The 19,467-nt window shown below is 72.2% G+C and carries 14 protein-coding genes; 5 read left to right on the top strand and 9 right to left on the bottom strand.

Annotation, left to right across the window (positions count from 1 at the left end):
* Nucleotides 1-49 precede the first annotated feature (49 nt).
* A complete protein-coding gene (locus tag ACZ3UD_RS06825; protein WP_465583059.1) occupies nt 50-2,536 on the bottom strand; it encodes a YfhO family protein in 2,487 nt (828 codons plus the stop codon).
* Between the two features lie 135 nt (nt 2,537-2,671).
* Between ACZ3UD_RS06825 and ACZ3UD_RS06820 the strand changes: the two genes are divergently transcribed.
* The 5 genes from ACZ3UD_RS06820 (at nt 2,672) to cimA (ending at nt 8,004) form a co-directional block, all read left to right on the top strand.
* Nucleotides 2,672-3,289 (top strand): Uma2 family endonuclease, encoded by a 618-nt coding sequence (locus tag ACZ3UD_RS06820; protein WP_465583056.1) that lies wholly within the window; start codon nt 2,672-2,674, stop codon nt 3,287-3,289.
* A gap of 9 nt (nt 3,290-3,298) precedes the next feature.
* Nucleotides 3,299-4,336: a 3-isopropylmalate dehydrogenase gene (locus tag ACZ3UD_RS06815; RefSeq protein WP_393029402.1), complete on the top strand. Its 1,038-nt coding sequence runs from the start codon at nt 3,299-3,301 to the stop codon at nt 4,334-4,336.
* Between the two features lie 307 nt (nt 4,337-4,643).
* Nucleotides 4,644-5,756, top strand: a complete 1,113-nt coding sequence (locus tag ACZ3UD_RS06810) for a branched-chain amino acid aminotransferase (protein WP_465583052.1) — start codon at nt 4,644-4,646, stop codon at nt 5,754-5,756.
* Nucleotides 5,757-5,853: 97 nt separating this feature from the next.
* Nucleotides 5,854-6,057 (top strand): hypothetical protein, encoded by a 204-nt coding sequence (locus ACZ3UD_RS06805; RefSeq protein WP_465583049.1) that lies wholly within the window; start codon nt 5,854-5,856, stop codon nt 6,055-6,057.
* A 327-nt stretch (nt 6,058-6,384) separates the two neighbouring features.
* Nucleotides 6,385-8,004: a citramalate synthase gene (cimA, locus tag ACZ3UD_RS06800; RefSeq protein ID WP_465583046.1), complete on the top strand. Its 1,620-nt coding sequence runs from the start codon at nt 6,385-6,387 to the stop codon at nt 8,002-8,004.
* A 122-nt stretch (nt 8,005-8,126) separates the two neighbouring features.
* Here cimA and ACZ3UD_RS06795 read toward each other — a convergent pair whose 3' ends face one another.
* From ACZ3UD_RS06795 to ACZ3UD_RS06760, 8 genes are all read right to left on the bottom strand, one after another.
* On the bottom strand, nt 8,127-8,711 hold the full coding sequence (locus ACZ3UD_RS06795) for a GTP-binding protein (RefSeq protein WP_380612411.1): 585 nt from the start codon (nt 8,709-8,711) through the stop codon (nt 8,127-8,129).
* Nucleotides 8,692-9,354, bottom strand: a complete 663-nt coding sequence (locus ACZ3UD_RS06790; protein WP_465583042.1) for a DUF742 domain-containing protein — start codon at nt 9,352-9,354, stop codon at nt 8,692-8,694. Before ACZ3UD_RS06790 ends, ACZ3UD_RS06795 begins: the two co-directional genes overlap by 20 nt.
* 161 nt (nt 9,355-9,515) lie before the next feature.
* The gene (locus ACZ3UD_RS06785) at nt 9,516-9,929 is read right to left on the bottom strand and encodes a roadblock/LC7 domain-containing protein (protein ID WP_097236138.1); all 414 of its coding nucleotides are present in this window, start codon (nt 9,927-9,929) and stop codon (nt 9,516-9,518) included.
* 10 nt (nt 9,930-9,939) lie between these two features.
* The gene (locus tag ACZ3UD_RS06780; protein ID WP_465583039.1) at nt 9,940-13,326 is read right to left on the bottom strand and encodes a sensor histidine kinase; all 3,387 of its coding nucleotides are present in this window, start codon (nt 13,324-13,326) and stop codon (nt 9,940-9,942) included.
* Nucleotides 13,327-13,739: 413 nt separating this feature from the next.
* Entirely contained in the window at nt 13,740-14,324 is a 585-nt protein-coding gene (locus ACZ3UD_RS06775) for a GTP-binding protein (protein ID WP_465583037.1), read from the bottom strand.
* The gene (locus tag ACZ3UD_RS06770) at nt 14,305-14,730 is read right to left on the bottom strand and encodes a DUF742 domain-containing protein (protein WP_030248215.1); all 426 of its coding nucleotides are present in this window, start codon (nt 14,728-14,730) and stop codon (nt 14,305-14,307) included. The genes ACZ3UD_RS06775 and ACZ3UD_RS06770 overlap by 20 nt, the downstream gene beginning before the upstream one ends.
* A gap of 162 nt (nt 14,731-14,892) precedes the next feature.
* Nucleotides 14,893-15,306 carry a roadblock/LC7 domain-containing protein gene (locus ACZ3UD_RS06765; RefSeq protein ID WP_097236138.1) on the bottom strand — a complete coding sequence of 138 codons (414 nt, stop codon included), beginning with the start codon at nt 15,304-15,306 and terminating at the stop codon, nt 14,893-14,895.
* 10 nt (nt 15,307-15,316) lie between these two features.
* The gene (locus ACZ3UD_RS06760) at nt 15,317-19,036 is read right to left on the bottom strand and encodes a sensor histidine kinase (protein WP_465583034.1); all 3,720 of its coding nucleotides are present in this window, start codon (nt 19,034-19,036) and stop codon (nt 15,317-15,319) included.
* Between the last annotated feature and the right edge of the window lie 431 nt (nt 19,037-19,467).

Below are 19,467 nucleotides of genomic sequence, written 5' to 3'. Positions count from 1 at the left end.
CCACCGCGTAGCGGGGCGGCCCGCCGGGACTCCGGCGGGCCGCCCCTCGTCACGTCCCGTCGGGGCCCTGGGCGGCCAGGCGGCGGTCGCGGCGCGGGATCCGGGTCGGGCGGCGGGAGAGGCGGGCGAAGACGGCGACCAGGGCGAGGACCGCCGCGGTGGCGGAGGTGACGGTGAGGCCCTCGGTGAGGCCGGGCGGGCGGAAGGCGCAGGTGAGGCGGGAGGCACCGCCGCCCAGGGGGACGCCGATCATGCCGAGGACGGGAATGGGGGCGGCGGCAGGGCGGCCGTCGACGGCGCAGGTCCAGCCCTCGGTGGCGGGGACCGAGAGCAGCGCGGTGCCGGTCGAGCCCGCCGGGAGGGTCGCCGCGACGGTATGCCCGCCGGCCTCGACGCGGGTGGCGCCGGTGGCGGCGAGACGGGCGACGGCGGCCTCCAGGGCGCCGGCCCGCAGGCAACCGATCGGGCGGGCGGGGACCTGACTGACGACGTCCGAGCGCAGGGTCACCCGGACCACCCCGTCCGCCGGGACGGTCCCCAGCCGGTGGATCGCCACCGCCGTGGTGGGTTGCTCGCCGTCGCTGCGGTAGCTGGTGCCCAGGCCGCTGACCGTGCCGCGGTACCAGACCCCGTGGAAGTAGGCCGTCCCGCCGGGGGTGCAGCCGGCGGTGAACACCGTGCCCTCGCCGCCGCCCGGCACCGACCAGCCGCTGGTGCCGTGCAGGGCGGGCGCCGGGCCGCCGGCCGGGACGGGCAGCGGGGCGTCGTAGACCTGGCTGCCGAGCAGCGACTCCTGCCGGGACCAGACCGAGGAGGTGTCCGGCCGGGCCCCCGGCGGCAGCACGGTGACCAGCGGCGGCGCGGCCGCCCGTACGGGGGTGAAGCCGTCCGGGGGCGGTCCGTCGTCCAGGTGGGCGCGGACCGCGAACAGGGCCTGCCCGACCGGGTCGGTGACGCTGGCGGTCTGCCGCCCGCCGGCCGTCCAGCCCGCGCCGAGGTCGTGCAGCAGCAGGGCGGTGACGGTGGGCAGGTAGGCGCTGAAGTAGCCGCCGCCCTGGCCGTTCAGCAGCAGCGGGTCGTTGGTGCCGAAGGCGTGCGGGCCGGGGTCGCTGCGGCCGTCCGGCCAGTCGGCGGCCTCCCGCACGGCCGCGTACCCGGCCCGCACGGCGGCCGGGGAGGTGCTGTCGGCCGGGGCCGCGCCGAGCGCCGCGTACCCGGACCAGACGGCGTTGCCGAGCACCGCGCCGCCGAGCACCCAGGTGGCGAGGACGTTCGCCCGGCGGTCGGTGTGCCGGCGGTCCAGCACCAGGAGCGCGGCCAGCAGCACGACGCCGCCGACGCCCAGCAGCACCCAGGTGGAGGCGGGGACCGCGTGCCGGCTCGCCGCCAGCCCGGCGACCACCGCGGTGACGGCCGCGCCGCCCAGCAGGGTGAGCCAGTCCGGCCGGTGGGCCAGCGACACCCAGGCGGCCAGCACCAGCAACCCGCTGAGCACGAAGGCGGCCCGGTACGGCCCGCCGGCCGGGATCGCCAGGCCGTGCCAGACCAGCACGGTCGGGGTCCAGACGAAGCTGAGCACCACCAGCACCAGCGCCGCGCACCAGACCGCCCGCTCGCGGATCCGCACCCGGCGGTTGAACGCCAGCCCGCACACCAGCAGCAGCCCGAGCACCCCGATCGCCACGTCCGGCAGCGGCTGCCCGCCCTGGGCGGTGGGCAGCAGCCGGGCGAGGTGGCCGCCGAGCCCGCCCGGGCCGACCGGCTGCACCGGGGACTCGGGCTGAGCGCCGCGCGCGGCGCGGACGGCGACGAACAGGACGGGGGAGGCGAGCAGCACCCCGGCGGCGGTCACGGTGACGGCCCGCCCGGTGACCCGGACCCGGTGCCGGAACGGCCGCGGGGTGGCGAACAGGCGGACGGCGAACAGGAGTCCGGCGATCAGGGTGGCCAGCGCGGCGGTGTAGAGGTTGCCCGCCCAGGCGAGGGCCACGCACAGCGAGCCGGCCACCCAGCGCCGCTCGCGCAGGCACCAGTCCCCGACCAGGCCGAGCAGCGGCAGCGACACCAGGCCCCAGAGCCACATCGGTGCCGCCCCGCCCACGTCCAGCACCCAGGCGCAGAGCCCGTACCCGACGGCGGTGAGCGCCCGCAGCCAGCGGGGGCCGGGGTGCAGGCGGCCGAGCAGATGGGCCATCAGGGCGGTGGCGAGGCCGACGGTCGCCAGGGCGACCAGGAAGACGGCGAGTGGCCCCTGGTCGCGCGGGAGCAGCGCGGCCGGCCAGGAGAAGGGGTTCATCAGGTAGGCGAAGAAGTCCGGCAGGAAGGGGGCGCCGTAGCCGCTGTTCCAGTTGAACAGCAGGTCCCCGGCGGCCCGTCCGTGCAGCAGGTCCCACAGGTGGGCGTGGTACGGCACGGCGACGTCGCCCGCCCCGGTCGGCCACCGCCCGCGCAGCCCGGCGGCCAGCGCGTACCCGCCCGCCGCCAGCCCGGCCGCACCCGCGCAGGCCAGCACCTCCCGCCGCCGCTCGGTCCTCACGCACGCGCCCCGTTTCTGCCAGGAACCCGGACCACGCCACCCTAAGCGCGCCCCCGGCACAACACTGATCACCCGCGCTCCCTCGAAGGAGTGATGGCATCGCGTCAGTGCGGTTCGGCCTGAGATGGTGCTTCTGTGGGAGGAGACATCGAGCTTGTGATGCCGGAGTGGCTGAGGCCCCCGGCTGCCGGCTACACCGCCGAAGACCTGGACCGGCTTCCGGACCTCCCGCCTCACACGGAACTGCTGTTCGGGAGCCTGGTCTTCTCCGCTCGCCAGACGCTCTTCCACTCCCGAACGATCAGCAGGCTGGATCGGCAGCTGGTCGATCAGGTGCCGGACGACTGGGAGGTCTGGTGTCGGATGGGGCTGGTGCTCGATGCTCGCAATAGGCCGGAGCCCGACCTCATAGTGGTCGATTCCCGCGCAGACACCGGGCCGGATCAGACGTTCTGGGTCCCTGAGGACGTCGCGTTGGTGGTCGAGGTGGTCGAGGCGGGAGAGGCGGAGTGGGATCGTGAGGTCAAGCCACGAAAGTACGCCGCTGCCGGTATCCGCTACTTCTGGTGCATCGAGTTCGAGCAGGGGCGGCCGGTCGCCCACACCTTCGAGCTGGACGCCGCACTGGGCGCGTATGTACCGAGCGGAACCTTCCGAGAGCGCTTGACAGTTCGATACCCGTTTCCACTCACGGTCACCCTCGTACGTCCAGATGCTGGACGCAAGGTGTCAGTCCCTGGGACACCGGAGTAGGGTCCGAGCATGTCTCGCACCATTCGTCTCGCAGTTGTCCCGGGTGACGGCATCGGCCAGGAAGTGGTGGCCGAAGGTCTGAAGGTCCTGGAGGCCGTGCTTCCCTCCGACGTGAAGCTGGAGACCACCGAGTACGACCTCGGGGCCCGGCGCTACCACCGGACCGGCGAGACGCTGCCGGACAGCGTGCTGGCCGAGCTGAAGGCCTTCGACGCGATCCTGCTGGGCGCCATCGGCGACCCGAGCGTGCCGTCCGGAGTGCTGGAGCGGGGGCTGCTGCTCAAGCTGCGGTTCGCCTTCGACCACCACATCAACCTGCGGCCGGGCCGGCTCTTCCCCGGCGTGCAGTCCGCGCTGGCCGGACAGCCGCAGATCGACTTCGTGGTCGTCCGCGAGGGCACCGAGGGCCCGTACGTCGGCAACGGCGGTTCGCTGCGCACCGGCACGCCGCACGAGGTGGCCACCGAGGTCAGCCTGAACACCGCGTACGGCATCGAGCGCGTGGTGCGCGACGCCTTCCGCCGGGCCCAGGCGCGGCCGCGCAAGAAGCTCACCCTGGTGCACAAAAACAACGTGCTGGTGCACGCCGGGCACCTGTGGTCGCGGATCTTCGCGGAGGTCGGCCGGGAGTTCCCGGAGGTCACCACCGAGTACCTGCACGTCGACGCGGCCACCATCCACCTGGTCACCCAGCCGGAGCGCTTCGACGTCATCGTCACCGACAACCTGTTCGGCGACATCCTGACCGACCTGGCCGCCGCCGTGACCGGTGGCATCGGCCTCGCCGCGAGCGGCAACATCAACCCGAGCGGCGAGTACCCGGCCATGTTCGAGCCGGTGCACGGCTCGGCGCCGGACATCGCCGGCCAGGGCAAGGCCGACCCGACCGCCACCGTGCTGTCAGTCGCCATGCTGCTGGAGCACCTCGGCTTCGCCGCCGAGGCGGCCCAGGTGGAGGCCGCCGTCGCGGCGGACCTCGCCGAGCGCTCCGGCGTCCGCTCCACCTCCCAGGTCGGCGACGCGCTCGCCGCCCGAGTATCCGGCTAGCGGGCCGGATCCGAAGTGCGGGGTTCCGGCTAGCGGGCCGGATCCGAAGTGCGGGGTTCCGGCTAGCGGGCCGGATCCGAAGTGGGTTCCGGCTAGCGGCCGGATCGCGACAAGGTCCGGCCAGGTGGGTCGGACCGCATAACCGCAGCTTGCAGCTTCCCAAGAAGAGGGAAGCTGTTCGGCACGGCCCTCTGGATGCGAGTATCGACAGTGGGCCGTGCCGTTGTGCGTCCGTTCCGGCGTTGGATCGCCGTGACGTTCCTTCGGCGGGGCGGCCCGAACCAACCCCACGGTGAAGGAAACAGCCATGAGCACGCCCACCCAGGCGCCCATCACGTTCGACCTCAAGCCCTCCGCCCATCCGCTGTCCGCAGGGGAGCGCGAGGCCCGGCTGGCCAACCCCGGCTTCGGCCGTGTCTTCACCGACCACATGGTCACCATCCGCTGGACCGAGGGCCGCGGCTGGCACGACGCCCAGCTGGTCCCGTACGCGCCGGTGGAGATGGACCCGGCGAACATGACGCTGCACTACGGCCAGGCGATCTTCGAGGGCCTAAAGGCCTACCGCCAGACCGACGGGTCCATCGCGACCTTCCGCCCGGAGGCCAACGCCCTGCGCTTCCAGGCCTCGGCCCGCCGCCTGGCGATGCCGGAGCTGCCGGTCGAGACCTTCGTCGAGGCCGTCGAGCTGCTGGTCCGGCAGGAGCGGGAGTGGGTCCCGAACGAGCCGGAGCAGAGCCTCTACCTGCGTCCGTTCATGTTCGCCACCGAGGTCGGCCTGGGCGTCCGCCCGGCGAACTCCTACCTCTTCATGATCATCGCTTCCCCCGCCGGCGCCTACTTCCAGGGCGGCATCAAGCCGGTCTCGGTCTGGCTGTCCAAGGAGTACGTCCGGGCGGCGCCCGGCGGCACCGGCGCCGCCAAGTGCGCGGGCAACTACGCGGCCTCGCTGGTCGCCCAGGCCCAGGCCGCCGAGAAGGGCTGCGACCAGGTGGTCTGGCTCGACGCCGCCGAGCACCGGTGGGTCGAGGAGATGGGCGGCATGAACCTGTACTTCGTCTTCGGCGAGGGCAAGGACGCCAAGATCGTCACCCCCGAGCTGTCCGGCGCCCTGCTGCCCGGCATCACCCGTGACTCGCTGCTGCGCCTGGCCTCGGACCTCGGCTACGCGGTCGAGGAGCGGAAGATCTCCACCGACGAGTGGCAGCAGGCCAATGCCGACGGCACCCTCACCGAGGTCTTCGCCTGCGGCACCGCCGCCGTCATCACCCCGGTCGGCTCGGTCAAGTCCGCCGCCGCCGACTGGACCGTCGGCACCGGCGAGCCCGGGCCGATCACCATGGAGCTGCGTCGGGCCCTGCTGGCCATCCAGGGCGGCCAGTCGCCCGACACCCACGGCTGGCTGCACAAGATCGTCTGATGACGGTCTCCGGGCGCCCCGCGACACCGGGGCGCCCGGGTCGTAACCTCGAAGCGTTCCGCTCGCTGCCTCACGGGGACCGGAAGGAGGAGGGGCTGTGGCCGCGCTGATGCATGAGTCGGCTCCCACGGCGGACATCCCTCTGTACCTGCTGATTGACCGGGACGCGAACCGGGTGGTCCTGCACAGTGATCCGCGTGGTGACGACTACCACGAGAGCAGCTGGGTCACCATCGGCGACCCGCTCGACCTGCCCGAGCCGTTCGGCTTCACCCTCGACACCGCCGAGCTCGTCGAGTAGCCGTCCCGCATCGCGAGACGGGCGGGCCGGATCGCGGAACCTGTGTCAGACTGCGAGCGTGTCCTCGCTGTCGCTGATTATTAGCAGCAGGCGCGCCGGTCCGCAGTGACCGCTTCCGCAGGACCCGATGCGGAGCGACCACGAGCGTCCAGACCCGCGCGCAGACCTCTCGCACCCGCGAGGGGTTTTTTTGTTTCCCCGGACCGGCCGACGGCCCCCACGAGGGGCTCGGGGACACCGGGGCCGCCCGCGGGATCCTGGACAGTGGAGCCGGGACGAAGATCCGGCAGAGCAGTACGAACCTCCCCGAACGGAGAACCAGGGGCCATGACCGAGGCCAACCGTACCGACGACAGTTTCCACGTGTTCGACACCACCCTGCGCGACGGCGCGCAGCGGGAGGGCATCAACCTGACGGTGGCCGACAAGCTGGCCATCGCCCGGCACCTGGACGAGTTCGGCGTCGGCTTCATCGAGGGCGGCTGGCCCGGGGCCAATCCGCGGGACACCGAGTTCTTCGCCCGCGCCGCCGCCGAGCTGGAGCTGCGCAACGCCCGGCTGGTCGCCTTCGGCGCCACCCGCCGGGCCGGCGGCAAGGCGGCCGACGACCCGCAGCTGGCCGCGCTGGTCGCCTCCGGCGCGCCCGTGGTGACCCTGGTCGCCAAGGCGCACGACCGGCACGTGGAGCTGGCGCTGCGCACCACGCTGGACGAGAACCTGGAGATGATCCGGGACAGCGTCGAGTTCCTGCGCGCCCAGGGGCGGCGGGTGTTCATCGACTGCGAGCACTTCTTCGACGGCTACCGGGCCAACCGTGCCTACGCCCTCGCGGTGGTCCGCGCCGCGCACCAGGCCGGGGCGGACGTGGTGGTGCTGTGCGACACCAACGGCGGGATGCTGCCGGCGGGCGTGCGGGAGACGGTCGCCGACGTCCTCGCCGACTGCAACTCCTACAAGCCCGGCGCCCGGCTCGGCATCCACGCCCAGGACGACACCGGCTGCGCGGTGGCCAACACCCTGGCCGCGGTGGACGCCGGCGCGACCCACGTGCAGTGCACCGCCAACGGCTACGGCGAGCGGGTCGGCAACGCCAACCTGTTCCCGGTGGTCGGCGCACTGGAGCTCAAGTACGACCGGCGGGTGCTGCCCGCGGGCCGGCTGGCCGAGATGACCCGGATCTCGCACGCGATCGCCGAGTTGGTCAACCTGACCCCGTCCACCCACCAGCCGTACGTCGGCTTCTCGGCCTTCGCCCACAAGGCGGGCCTGCACGCCTCCGCGATCAAGGTCGACCCGGACCTGTACCAGCACATCGCCCCCGAGCTGGTCGGCAACACCATGCGGATGCTGGTCTCCGACATGGCCGGCCGGGCCTCGGTCGAGCTCAAGGGCAAGGAGCTCGGCTACGACCTCTCCGCCGACCGGGACCTGGCCGGCCGGGTGGTGGCCCGGGTGAAGGAGCAGGAGAACCTCGGCTACACCTACGAGTCCGCGGACGCCTCCTTCGAGTTGCTGCTGCGCGACGAGGTGCGCGGCAGCCGGGACCGCTTCTACACCCTGGAGTCCTGGCGGACCATCAGCGAGCAGGGCCCGAATGGGGTTTCCGGCAACGAGGCGACGGTCAAGCTGTGGGCCAAGGGCGAACGCCGGATCGCCATCGGCGAGGGCAACGGCCCGGTGAACGCGCTGGACCAGGCGCTGCGGACCGCCCTGGAGGGCATCTACCCGCCGCTGGCCACCTTCGAGTTGGTGGACTACAAGGTCCGCATCCTGGAGGGCCAGCACGGCACCGGCTCCAAGACCCGGGTCCTGATCGAGTCCACCGACGGAACCGCGGCCTGGTCCACGGTCGGTGTGGCCGACAACGTGATCGCCGCCTCCTGGCTGGCACTCGAGGACGCGTACACCTACGGCCTGATCCGGGCCGGGCTGGAGCCGACCGAGTAGCCGCCCCGAACATGCCTGTGGCCCACGGGACTTCACCGAGTTCCGTGGGCCACCACGGTTGCTCGCGCGCTTGCCTCCGGGGCGCTCCGGATCCGGCGCGCCCCTTCGGCTCGGCGCGGGCGTCACCGAAGTCGGGCGAGCAGGGCGTGTTCGACGAGGGTGATGAGGGCGCTCTTGGCGCTGTCGCGGCGACGGGCGTCGAGCGTGATGACGGGGGTGTTCTCGCCGAGTTGGAGCGCCTCGCGGACCTCTTCCGCGGTGTGCGGCTGGTGCCCGTCGAAGCCGTTGAGGGCGACGACGAAGGGCAGTCCGCTGTTCTCGAAGTAGTCGAGGGCGGGGAAGCAGTCCGCGAGACGGCGGGTGTCGACGAGGACGATGGCGCCGATGGCGCCGCGGACGAGGTCGTCCCACATGAACCAGAACCGGTCCTGTCCGGGGGTGCCGAACAGGTAGAGGATGAGGTCCTCGTCGAGGGTGATGCGGCCGAAGTCCATGGCGACGGTGGTGGTCGTCTTGCCGGAGACGTGGCTGATGTCGTCGATGCCGGCGGAGGCCGAGGTCATGACGGCTTCGGTGCGCAGGGGGTTGATCTCGGAGACGGCGCCGACGAGCGTGGTCTTGCCGACACCGAAGCCGCCCGCGATGACGATCTTCGCGGAGGTGGTGGCGCGGGTGGGGGCGGCCGCGTTAGAGCTTGCGAAGTCCACTGAGGACCCTTTCGAGCAGCGTGACGTCGGGCTGGTTTCCGGATTCGCCGCCGGAAGCGGGCTGGTGGATGGCGACGAGGCCGGCCTCGGCCAGGTCGGCCACGAGGATGCGGGCCACTCCCAGGGGAAGGGAGAGCAGCGCCGACACCTCCGCGACGGATTTGACCTCCGTGCACAGGGTGCAGATCCGCTGGTGCTCGGGGAGCAGGGTGGCCAGGCGCTGCGCGTCGACGTCGGCGGAGACCAGGGCCTCCAGCGCGAGTTCGTAGCGCGGCCGGGTGCGACCGCCGGTCATCGCGAACGGCCGGATCAGCGGGCCGGAGTCGGGCTCGTCCTCGAACTCCTCGACGTGCCCGGGCTCCTGGGCCGGCTGGTAGCCGGGCGCCTGGGCGGGTGCCGGGGCCGGCCAGCCGGTCGGTTGCGGGCCGGGCGGCGGGGTGTCGTAGGCGGGCTGCTGCCCGGCGTACGGATCGTACTGGCCGTACTGCTCCTCGGGCCGGGGGTACGGGTGCTGCTGGGGCTGCCCGTACTGGTGCCGGCCGTACTGCTGACCGTGGCCGACGCCGGGTGCTCCGAAGGCGTCATGGCCTGTGCCAGGGTACGGAACGCCGTACGGGCCGCTGCGGTCGTCGGGCGGTGTCACGGTTCCTCTCCTCACAGGGTGCGGCGGTGCGGTTCGAGCTTCGGTACGAGTCCGGAGCCGGTGGTGCGAAGGCCGTACAACGTCCGAACCCGAGCCCGCCGAAGCGGGCCCGGGAAGGACGCGGAGGTGCTTCGAATACCTGGACGGTATCCGACGAACCGTCAGTGCAGGAGACTGCCCTGGAGTTCCGCGCGAAGTGCGGGGGTGAGGACGGCGCCGGCTCGGTCGACGAGCAGGGCCATTTCGTAGCCGACGAGGCCGATGTCGGAGTCGGGGCTGGCCAGGACGGCGAGGGCGGAGCCGTCGCTGATGGCCATGAGGAACAGGAAGCCGCGCTCCATCTCGACGACGGTCTGGTTGACCTCGCCGCCTTCGAAGATCCGGCTGGCGCCGGAAGTGAGGGAGGTGAGGCCGGAGGCGACGGCGGCGAGCTGGTCGGCGCGGTCGCGCGGGAAGCCTTCCGACATGCACAGCAGGAGGCCGTCCGCGGAGACCACCACGGTGTGGGACACCCCGGGGGTGTTGTCCACGAAATTGGTGATCAGCCAGTTCAGGTTCTGTGCGGCCTGGCTCATCTGAGTCAACTCAACGCTCCTGGTGGTTCGAGCCGCCGAAGAGATCGGTGCTCCGGTTCTGTCCGTTGCCGGACTGGTCTACCTGATCGGGGTCGATCCGGAAGCTTCCGGTGTTGCCGGCGCTGCGGCCCTGCTCCACACCGCGGCGCAGGTTGGTGAGGCGGCCACGGACCTCCTCGGGGCTGCGGGAGACCTGCGGCCCTTCCTGCGGGGTGGGCTTGGCGTTGCCGGGCACCAGGTTCTGCTTCGGCACGCGCCGGGGCAGGCCGGCCCCGGTGGTGCCGGAGGACGAGGGCTCGCGCAGCTGTTCGGCGCGCTGCCAGTTGCCGTCGTTCGGCGACTGCCAGGCGGAGCTGGCGGTCGGGCCGGTCGGGCCGTAACCGCCGAGCGAGGACACGTCGTGGCCGCGCGACTCGGCGGACGACGAGGTGTCCTTGGCGCCGGCGAACCAGTTGGGGCTCTCGCCGGACGGGCTGCCGCCGGCCGGGGCGCCGCCCAGGCTGCCGCCCACCAGCTGCTGGCCGGGGCGGCGCTGGGGCAGCCCGGACGGCAGGGTGGAGGCGGGGTCGGCGGCGGGCAGGGCGGGCGGCTCCGGGGCGTACGGGTGGCCGGCCGGGGCCTCGTCGGCCCGGCGGCCGTAGCCGTCCTGGGCGTACTCGTCCTGGCGGTAGCCGCCCTGGTCGTTGCCGTACTGGCCGTACTGGTCGTCGGCGCTGTACCGGTCGTCCGCGTAGCCGCCCTGGTCGTAGCCCTGCTGCTGGTACTGGCCGTAGCCGTCCTGGGCGTACTCGTCCTGCTGGTAGCCGCCCTGGTCGTTGCCGTACTGGCCGTACTGGTCGTCGGCGCTGTACCGGTCGTCCGCGTAGGCACCCTGGTCGTAGCCCTGCGGGGCGTACTGGTCGTAGCCCTGCTCGTAGTCCTCCTCGACCTCGGCGTCCACCACCGGCGGCTGCGGGGCGCCCTCCAGGGCCGCGCGGCGGACCTGGTCGAGGCGCTGGGAGCGCTGGACGGCCTCCAGGGCCGGGCTGAAGCCGGAGGAGCCGGCGTGGCCGAGGCCGGTGAGGTGGTCGTCGAAGCCCAGCTCGGCGGCGCTGCGGGAGCGGTCCTCGGGGGCCCACTCGGCGGTCGGCTCCTGGTCGGCGAAGATCCGGGAGACGGTGAACTGCTCCTCCGGCTCCGGCGCGGGGCCGGACTTGGTGACGAACGGCGGGAGCATGACCAGCGAGGTGGTGCCGGCCGACTCGCCCGACGGGCGGAGCTGGACGCGGATGTCGTGCCGCTGGGAGAGCCGGCCGACCACGAAGAGGCCCATGCGGCGGGAGATGGTGGCGTCGACCGTGGGCGGCTCGGCCAGCTTCTCGTTGATCTCGGCGAAGTCGTCCGCGGTGAGGCCGATGCCCTTGTCGTGGATCTCGACCAGGACGCGGCCGTCCGGCAGACGGGTCGCGTTGACCAGCACCCGGGTCTGCGGGCTGGAGAACGAGGTGGCGTTCTCCAGCAGCTCGGCGAGCAGGTGGACGAGGTCGGTCACGGCGGCGCCGACGACCTCGACCTCCGGGATGCCGGACAGCTCGACGCGCTCGTACTGCTCCACCTCGGACGCGGCGGCGCGAAGGACGTCGACCAGCGGGACCGGGGTGTTCCAGCGGCGGCCGGCCTCCTCGCCCGCGAGGACGAGCAGGTTCTCACCGTTGCGGCGCATACGGGTGGCCAGGTGGTCCAGCTTGAAGAGGTTCTCCAGCTGGTCCGGGTCGGCCTCGTTGTTCTCCAGGTCGGTGATCAGCGCCAGCTGGCGCTGGATCAGGCCCTGGCTGCGACGCGACAGGTTGGTGAAGATCGCGTTGACGTTCCCTCGGAGCAGGGCCTGCTCGGCGGCGAGCGCCACGGCCTGCTGGTGGACCTGGTCGAAGGCCCGGGCGACTTCGCCGATCTCGTCCTTGCCGTGCAGCGGGATCGGGGTCACCGAGGTGTCGACCCGGTCGGGGTCGGTCTTGGAGAGCTTCTCGACCAGGTCCGGCAGACGGTGATCGGCGATCTCCAGGGCGGCGCTGCGCAGGGTGCGCATGCCGAGGATCATCGAGCGGGCGACGTAGCCGGTGAGCAGGCCGGCCAGGATCAGTGCGGCGACGACGATGACCGTGTTGAGGATGGCGTCGTAGAGCGCGTTGTCCTTGAGGTTGCGGGAGTCGGTGAGGACGTCGTCCAGCAGCGTGACTTCGGTGTTCCGCAGGGCCTGGATGTGGGTACCGGCGGCCTGGTTCCAGTTGTCCGGGGTCAGACCGGCGTTCTTGGCCTCGGCGAACGCGGCGTCGGCAGCGGCCTTGCCCTTCAGCTGGCCCGCGGCGGCGGCCTCGGCGTAGTTGCCGGCGAGCGCCAGCAGGCCCTGCATGGTGGGCACGCTGCCGTTGGGCATCTTGTACGCCGAGCGGTCCTGGGCGGTGGCCAGGGCGACCTGCGCGTCCGAGTACTTCTTGGCGTCCTCGGGGGCGCTACCGGTGGTGAACTCGTTGATCGAGACCTGCTCCAGCTTCTCGGAGACCAGGATCTGCTGGGTCATGTCCTGGTTCTCGTAGCGCGTGGTCGCGCCCTGCGAGATCCCGACCAGCAGGCTCAGCATCAGCGAGCGCTGGGTCGAGGCGGAGGCCTTGGCCAGCGACATCGCGTAGATCGCGCGGCCCTTGCTGGTGGCGTTGGCGGAGCCGTTGCCGACCGAGTTGTCGTAGGACAGCAGCGGCGCGAACATCGTCGAGTAGGCGTTCGCGGTGGCGCTGGCGAACAGCTCCTTGCCGTACGCGGCCTGTCGCAGGTGCGGCAGGTCGGCCACCAGGATCTCGAAGGCGTCATGGCGGCGCGGAAGCTCGCCGGACTTGTCCGAGGCCTGGTACGCGGCGTTGTAGGCCTTCAGCGCGGCGTCCGTGTCGGCGCGGCGCTTGGTGACCTCGTTGTTCGGGTCCTGCCCGGTGATCAGGGGTATCAGGGTCTTGTCGCGCTCGTTCTCCAGCGCCTCGGCGAGTTCGGTCGCCGCCTTGGCCAGCTCGGCCGTCTTCTCGGCGCGGGACGCCTTGATGTAGCCGTCGACCGAGGTGTTAACGCGCAGACCGCCGAAGACGAGACTGATGATCACGGGGATCAGCAGGATCGCGATCAGGCGGGTCGGCACGCGCCAGTTGCGCGGGCGGAGGAAGTCGTACCGGCTGGAGCCGCCGTCGGCGGGTGCACCGGCGCTGCCGCGCGGCTCCTTGGCCGATGTCGGGGGCTTGGGGGCCGGAGTGGCCGGGGCGCGCTCCTCGGTGGGAGTGAACGCGGAGAATCCGGCCTGGTCCGCGGCGGTACCGTTCGGCTCGCTCTGGCGGGGCTCGGAGCGCCGCTGCGGGGCGGGTTGCTGCTTACGCCTCACTCGACAACTACCTCTCGGCCGACTTGCCGGCCATGGATCAATCCAGCGCTACCCCCGGGGCCCTGGCCCGTCACCGGACGGGGCCGGCGCGGGATGTTCAGGGGTAGCTGGAATTTCAGCACGTGCAGGGATGGGGGACAAACAGCCCCGGTCCGGTACCCGCGTCGGCACAATCCGGACAATCAGCGACATGACGGAGCAAAACCGTGGTCATCTGGCGCTGAGTGACGCTGTTTCGCCACGCTGCGTCATTGTTGATCACAAAATGCCTACCGAACTGTTATCCGCTGCTTATACACGGGTCTTGCGCGGGGCCCTCGGAGGACACCGGCCGGTAAGCGTCACCGCCCCGGCGACCCGTCAGTGTGACGGGTCGCCGGGGCCGGTTGGTTCCCTCTCGGGCCGGTCCCGCCTCAGCGGAGCCGGGCGAGCAGGGCGTGTTCGACGAGGGTGATGAGGGCGCTCTTGGCACTGTCGCGGCGACGGGCGTCGAGCGCGATGACGGGGGTGTTCTCGCCGAGTTGGAGCGCCTCGCGGACCTCTTCCGCGGTGTGCGGCTGGTGCCCGTCGAAGCCGTTGAGGGCGACGACGAAGGGCAGCCCGCTGTTCTCGAAGTAGTCGAGGGCGGGGAAGCAGTCCGCGAGACGGCGGGTGTCGACCAGCACGACCGCGCCGATGGCGCCGCGGACGAGGTCGTCCCACATGAACCAGAACCGGTCCTGTCCGGGGGTGCCGAACAGGTAGAGGATGAGGTCCTCGTCGAGGGTGATGCGGCCGAAGTCCATGGCGACGGTGGTGGTCGTCTTGCCGGAGACGTGGCTGATGTCGTCGATGCCGGCGGAGGCCGAGGTCATGACGGCTTCGGTGCGCAGGGGGTTGATCTCGGAGACGGCGCCGACCAGCGTGGTCTTGCCGACACCGAAGCCGCCCGCGATGACGATCTTCGCGGAGGTGGTGGCGCGGGTGGAGGAGGCCGCGTTAGAGCTTGCGAAGTCCACTGAGGACCCTTTCGAGCAGCGTGACATCGGGCGTTCCGCCCGACTCGCCCGCGGCGGCGGGCTGGTGGATGGCGACGAGGCCGGCCTCGGCCAGGTCGGCCACGAGGATGCGGGCCACACCGAGCGGCACGCCGGCCAGTGCGGAGATCTCCGCGATGGACTTGACCTCACGGCAGAGGTTGACGATCCGGGCGTGCTCGGGCAGCAGCCCGCCGGTTCGCTCGGCCGAGCCCGTGGTCGAGATCAGGGCCTCGATCGCGAGCTGGTACCGCGGTCGGGTCCGGCCACCGGTCATCGCGTACGGGCGGACCAGCGGCTGCTGCTCGTAGCCGTCGGACTGCTGCCCGCCGTAGCCGCTGCCGTACCCGCTGCCGTACGGGCCGGCGGGTGTCGAGGGCGGGGTCATGGGTCCTCCTATGTGCTGCAGCCTTGGGCAGCCGGTTCCAGCTGGGGCGGTGCCAGCTGAGGCGGGATCAGCTGCCTGAGGGTAGCTGAGGGTGAGACACCGGGTCCGGTCGGGTCGGACCCGGTGCGGGTGGAACGGTGGGTGGATCCGCGCGGGTTCCGGTCAGTGCAGGAGACTGCCCTGGAGTTCCGCGCGAAGTGCGGGGGTGAGGACGGCGCCGGCTCGGTCGACGAGCAGGGCCATTTCGTAGCCGACGAGGCCGATGTCGGAGTCGGGGCTGGCCAGGACGGCGAGGGCGGAGCCGTCGCTGATGGCCATGAGGAACAGGAAGCCGCGCTCCATCTCGACGACGGTCTGGTTGACCTCGCCGCCTTCGAAGATCCGGCTGGCGCCGGAGGTGAGGGAGGTGAGGCCGGAGGCGACGGCGGCGAGCTGGTCGGCGCGGTCGCGCGGGAAGCCTTCCGACATGCACAGCAGGAGGCCGTCCGCGGAGACCACCACGGTGTGGGACACCCCGGGGGTGTTGTCCACGAAATTGGTGATCAGCCAGTTCAGGTTCTGTGCGGCCTGGCTCATCTGGTTCAACTCAACGCTCCTGGTGATCTGCGCCGTTGCCGTCGCTCCGGCCACCGAAACTATCGAATCCGGGCTGCTGGGCACCATGCTGGAAGCCCGCCTGGTTGGCGGACTGCTCGGCCCCGGCCCGCCGGCCCTGCTGGATGCCGCGGCGCAGGTTGGTCAGTCGGCCGCGGACCTCCTCGGGGGCCCGGGAGACCTGCGGACCGGTCAGCGGCGAGGCCTCGGCGGTGCCGGAGACCAGGTTGGCCTGCGGGGTCCGGCGGGGGAGGCCGGACATCGTGACACCGCTGGTCGAGGGCTCGCGGACCTGCTCGGCCCGGCGCCAGCGCTCGTCGTTCGCGGACGGGCGCCAGGGCGCGTCGCCGATGCCCGGCTGCGGGGGCTGCGGCTGCTGCTGGGCCTGCGCCTGCTGCTGGGCCTGCGCCTGCTGGGGCTGGGCCTGCTGCGGCTGCTGCTGCGGGGCCTGGGCCCGCGGGGCCCGGGCCTGCTGCGGTGCCTGCGACTGGAGGTCCGGCGCGGAGGTGCCGGGCCGACGCGGCTGGTACGGGCGCGGCCGGGACTCGCCCTGCTGCGGGTACCAGGGCTGCTCGCCGGTCGCCTCGGACGGGCCGGTCGGCAGCGCCATCGGCTCCTGCCGCTGCCGCTGCCGCTGCTGCTGCGGGGCCGGGGCCTGCTCCGGACGCGGCTGGGGCTGCGGCTGGGCCGGGTTCGGCACGTTCGGCAGCACCGGCTCCACCAGGCCGAGGCCCAGCGGGTCGCGCGGGTCGATCTGGCTGGCCTCGAAGCGCGGCCGGGCGAACTGCTGGGTGCTCTCCACCGGCGACGGCTCGGCCGACGGCAGCGGCTGGGCCGACGGCAGCGGCTGGGCCGGCTGCTGCGGGGGCAGCTGCGGCTGGCGGTCGCGGCGCGGCGCGTCCGGGCCGGGGCGCTGCGGACGGCGCTGGCCCTGCGGACCCTGGGGGCCCTGGGGGCCCTGCTGACCGGGGGCACCGGGGCCCTGGGGGCCCTGGGGGCCCGGGGCCCGCTGCGGCAGGCCGTCCTGCGGACGGTTGCCCGGACGGGCGCCCGGCTGCGGAGCACCGGGACCGCCCGGGCGGCCGTGCTGCGGCTGCTCGGCGGTCCGCGGCGCCGGAGCGCCGTCGAACTCGCCGCCGGTGTTCGGACGTTCCTGGCCGGAGCGGCCCTGGCCGCGGCGGGGCAGACCGTTCAGGCCGTTCTTCGGCGGGCCCTGACGGCCCGGGGCCCGCTGCGGCAGACCGCCCTGCGGCGACTGCTGCGGCTGCCCCTGGGGCGGCTGGCCCTGACCCTGCTGCGGGGCCTGACGCTGCTGACCCTGGGGCTGCTGACCGGGGGCCTGCTGGCCCTGGCCCTGCTGAGCGGGGACCGGGTTGTCGTGCAGCGACCGGCCGACCTGACGGGTCGGCAGCCCGCCGGCGCGGCCACCGGGCGCACCCGGGCCGGTCGGCGCGGCCGGAGCCGCCGGGCTGCCCTGGCCGAGCTGCGGACGGCCGCCCTGCGGGGCGCCGCCCGTCGGACCCTGGCCGAGGGCGGCCGGGCCGCCCTGGCGGCCGGGCTGGACCTGGCGCTGCTGGCGCGGCGTCGGGGCGACCCCGCGCTGCTGCTTGCCCTGGCCGGGGCCGGGGCGGCCGGGGCCGCGGCGCTCGGCGGAGTTGGTGACGTCGACCGGGAGCATGACCAGCGCAGTGGTGCCGCCGGAGTCGCTCGGGCGCAGCTGGATCCGGATGCCGTGTCGCAGGGACAGGCGGCCGACCACGAAGAGGCCCATGCGGCGGGAGACGGAGACGTCCACCGTCGGCGGGTTGGCGAGGCGCTCGTTGATCTCGGCGAGGTCGTCCGGGCTCAGGCCGATGCCGGTGTCGTGGATCTCGATCAGCACCCGGCCGTCCGGCAGCGCGTGGCCGGTGACCCGGACGCGGGTCTGCGGGCTGGAGAACGAGGTGGCGTTCTCCAGCAGCTCGGCGAGCAGGTGGACGAGGTCGTTGACGACGCGGCCGGCGACCTCGGCCGACGGGACGGCGGCGAGCTCGATGCGCTCGTACTGCTCCACCTCGGAGGCGGCGGCGCGGAGCACGTCGACGAGCGGAACGGGCCTGGTCCAGCGGCGGCCCGGGTCCTCACCGGCGAGGACGAGGAGGTTTTCACCGTTGCGTCGCATGCGGGTCGCGAGGTGGTCCAGCTTGAACAGGTTGGCCAGCTGGTCCGGATCGGCCTCGCGGCTCTCCAGCTCGGAGATCAGCGACAGCTGGCGCTGGATGAGGCCCTGGCTGCGGCGCGAGAGGTTGGTGAACATCGCGTTGATGTTGCCGCGCAGGAGGGCCTGCTCGGCGGCGAGGCGGACGGCCTCGCTGTGCACCATGTCGAAGGCGTGCGCCACGTGGCCGATCTCGTCGGTCGAGTCGACGGCGACCGGCTCGACCGTGGTGTCGACGTCGTGCGGGTCGCTCTCGGAGAGGGTCTTGACCAGCTCGGGCAGACGGCGCTCGGCGACGTCCTCGGCCGCGGCCTGCAGGCGGGTCAGCGAGCGCACCATCGAGCGGGCGATCAGACCGGCGCCACCGAGGGCGACGAGCAGGGTCAGGGCGACGGCGGCACCGATGATCAGGGCCTCGGTGTCGGCCTGGGACTGCAGGTCCTGGGCCTTTCCGTCGAGGTCCTCGATCAGCTTGGACTCGATCCGGCGCTCGGCGGTGATCTTGGCGCTGGCCTTCTCGTACCAGTCCTTGTACGAGACCGGCTCGGTCTGGTGGATACCGCTGGGCTGGAGGATCGAGCGCGAGTAGCGGTCGGCCTCGGCGACCACGTTGTTGTAGCTCAGCTGTCCGCGCAGGTTGTCCAGGTCGTGCGCGGTGTAGATGTTGTTGAAACTCGTCAGCGAGTTGTCGTACGAGGTGCGCAGGCGGATGCCGAAGGACTCGTCACTGGGGCTGAGGTCGGGACCCTTGGGGTTGGCGAGACCGGCGCTGATCAGCGCGCGCTGCTGCGAGGTGGCGTCCTTGGCCAGCGAGAACTGCTGCAGGGCGCGGGTGGCGACGAGCAGGTCCGTGTTGTTCGAGGCGAGCGCGATGTCCTGGGTGATGGACAGCAGGTCGCGGATGATCACGTCGTAGGCGGTGATCGTCGCCTGGATGTTCTGGTTGTTCTGGTACGGCGTGTTCCGGGCGTCCGCGATCGAGTTCAGGTCCTTGCGGATCTGGAACAGCAGGGCCTTGCCGCCGGAGAGCTCGAGGTTCTCGAACTTCTCGGAGGAGGCGGTGAAGGTGCGGCTGAGGTCGTCGGTGGACTTGCGGGCCGTGACGATGTCGTCGTCGAGCGGGTCGTTCGGACGGTTGGTGATGTAGCCGGCGCTGAGGTCGCGCTCGGTCTGCAGGGCGTCCGCGAGGTTGGTCGCCTTCTTGGCCAGGTCGGACAGGTTGGCCATCTGGGCGAGTTGCTGCGAGTTCTCCATCGAGGTCTGGATGCGCAGACCACCGAGGACCAGCGAGACCAGGACGGGGAGCGCGAGCAGGGCGATCAGGCGGGTGCGGATGCGCCAGTTGCGCATCGCGAGCCGGCTCAGACCGGTGGCGCGTCGCCTGGTCAGTGTGGTCCGGAGCTTGTCCCGGGTGGACTTGCGGTCCTGGCCGTCCTCCTCCGGACGGCCGGGGGACTCGGGCGTCACCGGGTCGGCCGGGCCGCCGGGAGCCGCCGCCTGCTGAGGGGCTGCCACAGGCTCGCGCGACTCCGGGTTACCCGCGGCGCCGCTACCCCTTTTGAAACGTCCCTGCACTGGCGTCGCAACCTCTGGACCGGGCGTCCCGCCGCGTCGCCACGGCCTGGACGGTGTCGAGTTTCCATCCGCACCCCGGCCGGTCCGGGAGAGCGGGTCACCGGGGTGGACTACTCCCTACCCACGGTCCGTGGCATTCCAGCACAGCCGGGGAATCCCAACAAGGGCCGCTGGAACCAGGCGCTCGGTACTACCGACCGCATGCGCTTTTTCACTGACTGTGCGGTAACCGGACCGGAATACCGCCTTTTTCGGACACTCGCCGGATACATGCCAACCCGGCCGTAGATCGAAAAGAGTCGCAGACCTGCCGGAATGCCCGTTATGAGCGGATTGCCGGGAAGTTCCGTTGCGGCGATATGTCGGATATC

The sequence above is a fragment of the Kitasatospora sp. NPDC023118 genome, assembly GCF_055560875.1.
The sequence above is the reverse complement of the archived record's forward strand: the minus strand, read 5'-3'. Positions and strand labels throughout refer to the sequence as shown.

Coding starts and splice junctions, on each gene's coding strand:
- cimA (WP_465583046.1), top strand. CDS start 6,385: ATGACCGAGGCCAACCGTACCGACGACAGTTTCCACGTGTTCGACACC.
- ACZ3UD_RS06785 (WP_097236138.1), bottom strand. CDS start 9,929: ATGAGCCAGGCCGCACAGAACCTGAACTGGCTGATCACCAATTTCGTG.
- ACZ3UD_RS06770 (WP_030248215.1), bottom strand. CDS start 14,730: ATGACCCCGCCCTCGACACCCGCCGGCCCGTACGGCAGCGGGTACGGC.
- ACZ3UD_RS06810 (WP_465583052.1), top strand. CDS start 4,644: ATGAGCACGCCCACCCAGGCGCCCATCACGTTCGACCTCAAGCCCTCC.
- ACZ3UD_RS06765 (WP_097236138.1), bottom strand. CDS start 15,306: ATGAGCCAGGCCGCACAGAACCTGAACTGGCTGATCACCAATTTCGTG.
- ACZ3UD_RS06815 (WP_393029402.1), top strand. CDS start 3,299: ATGTCTCGCACCATTCGTCTCGCAGTTGTCCCGGGTGACGGCATCGGC.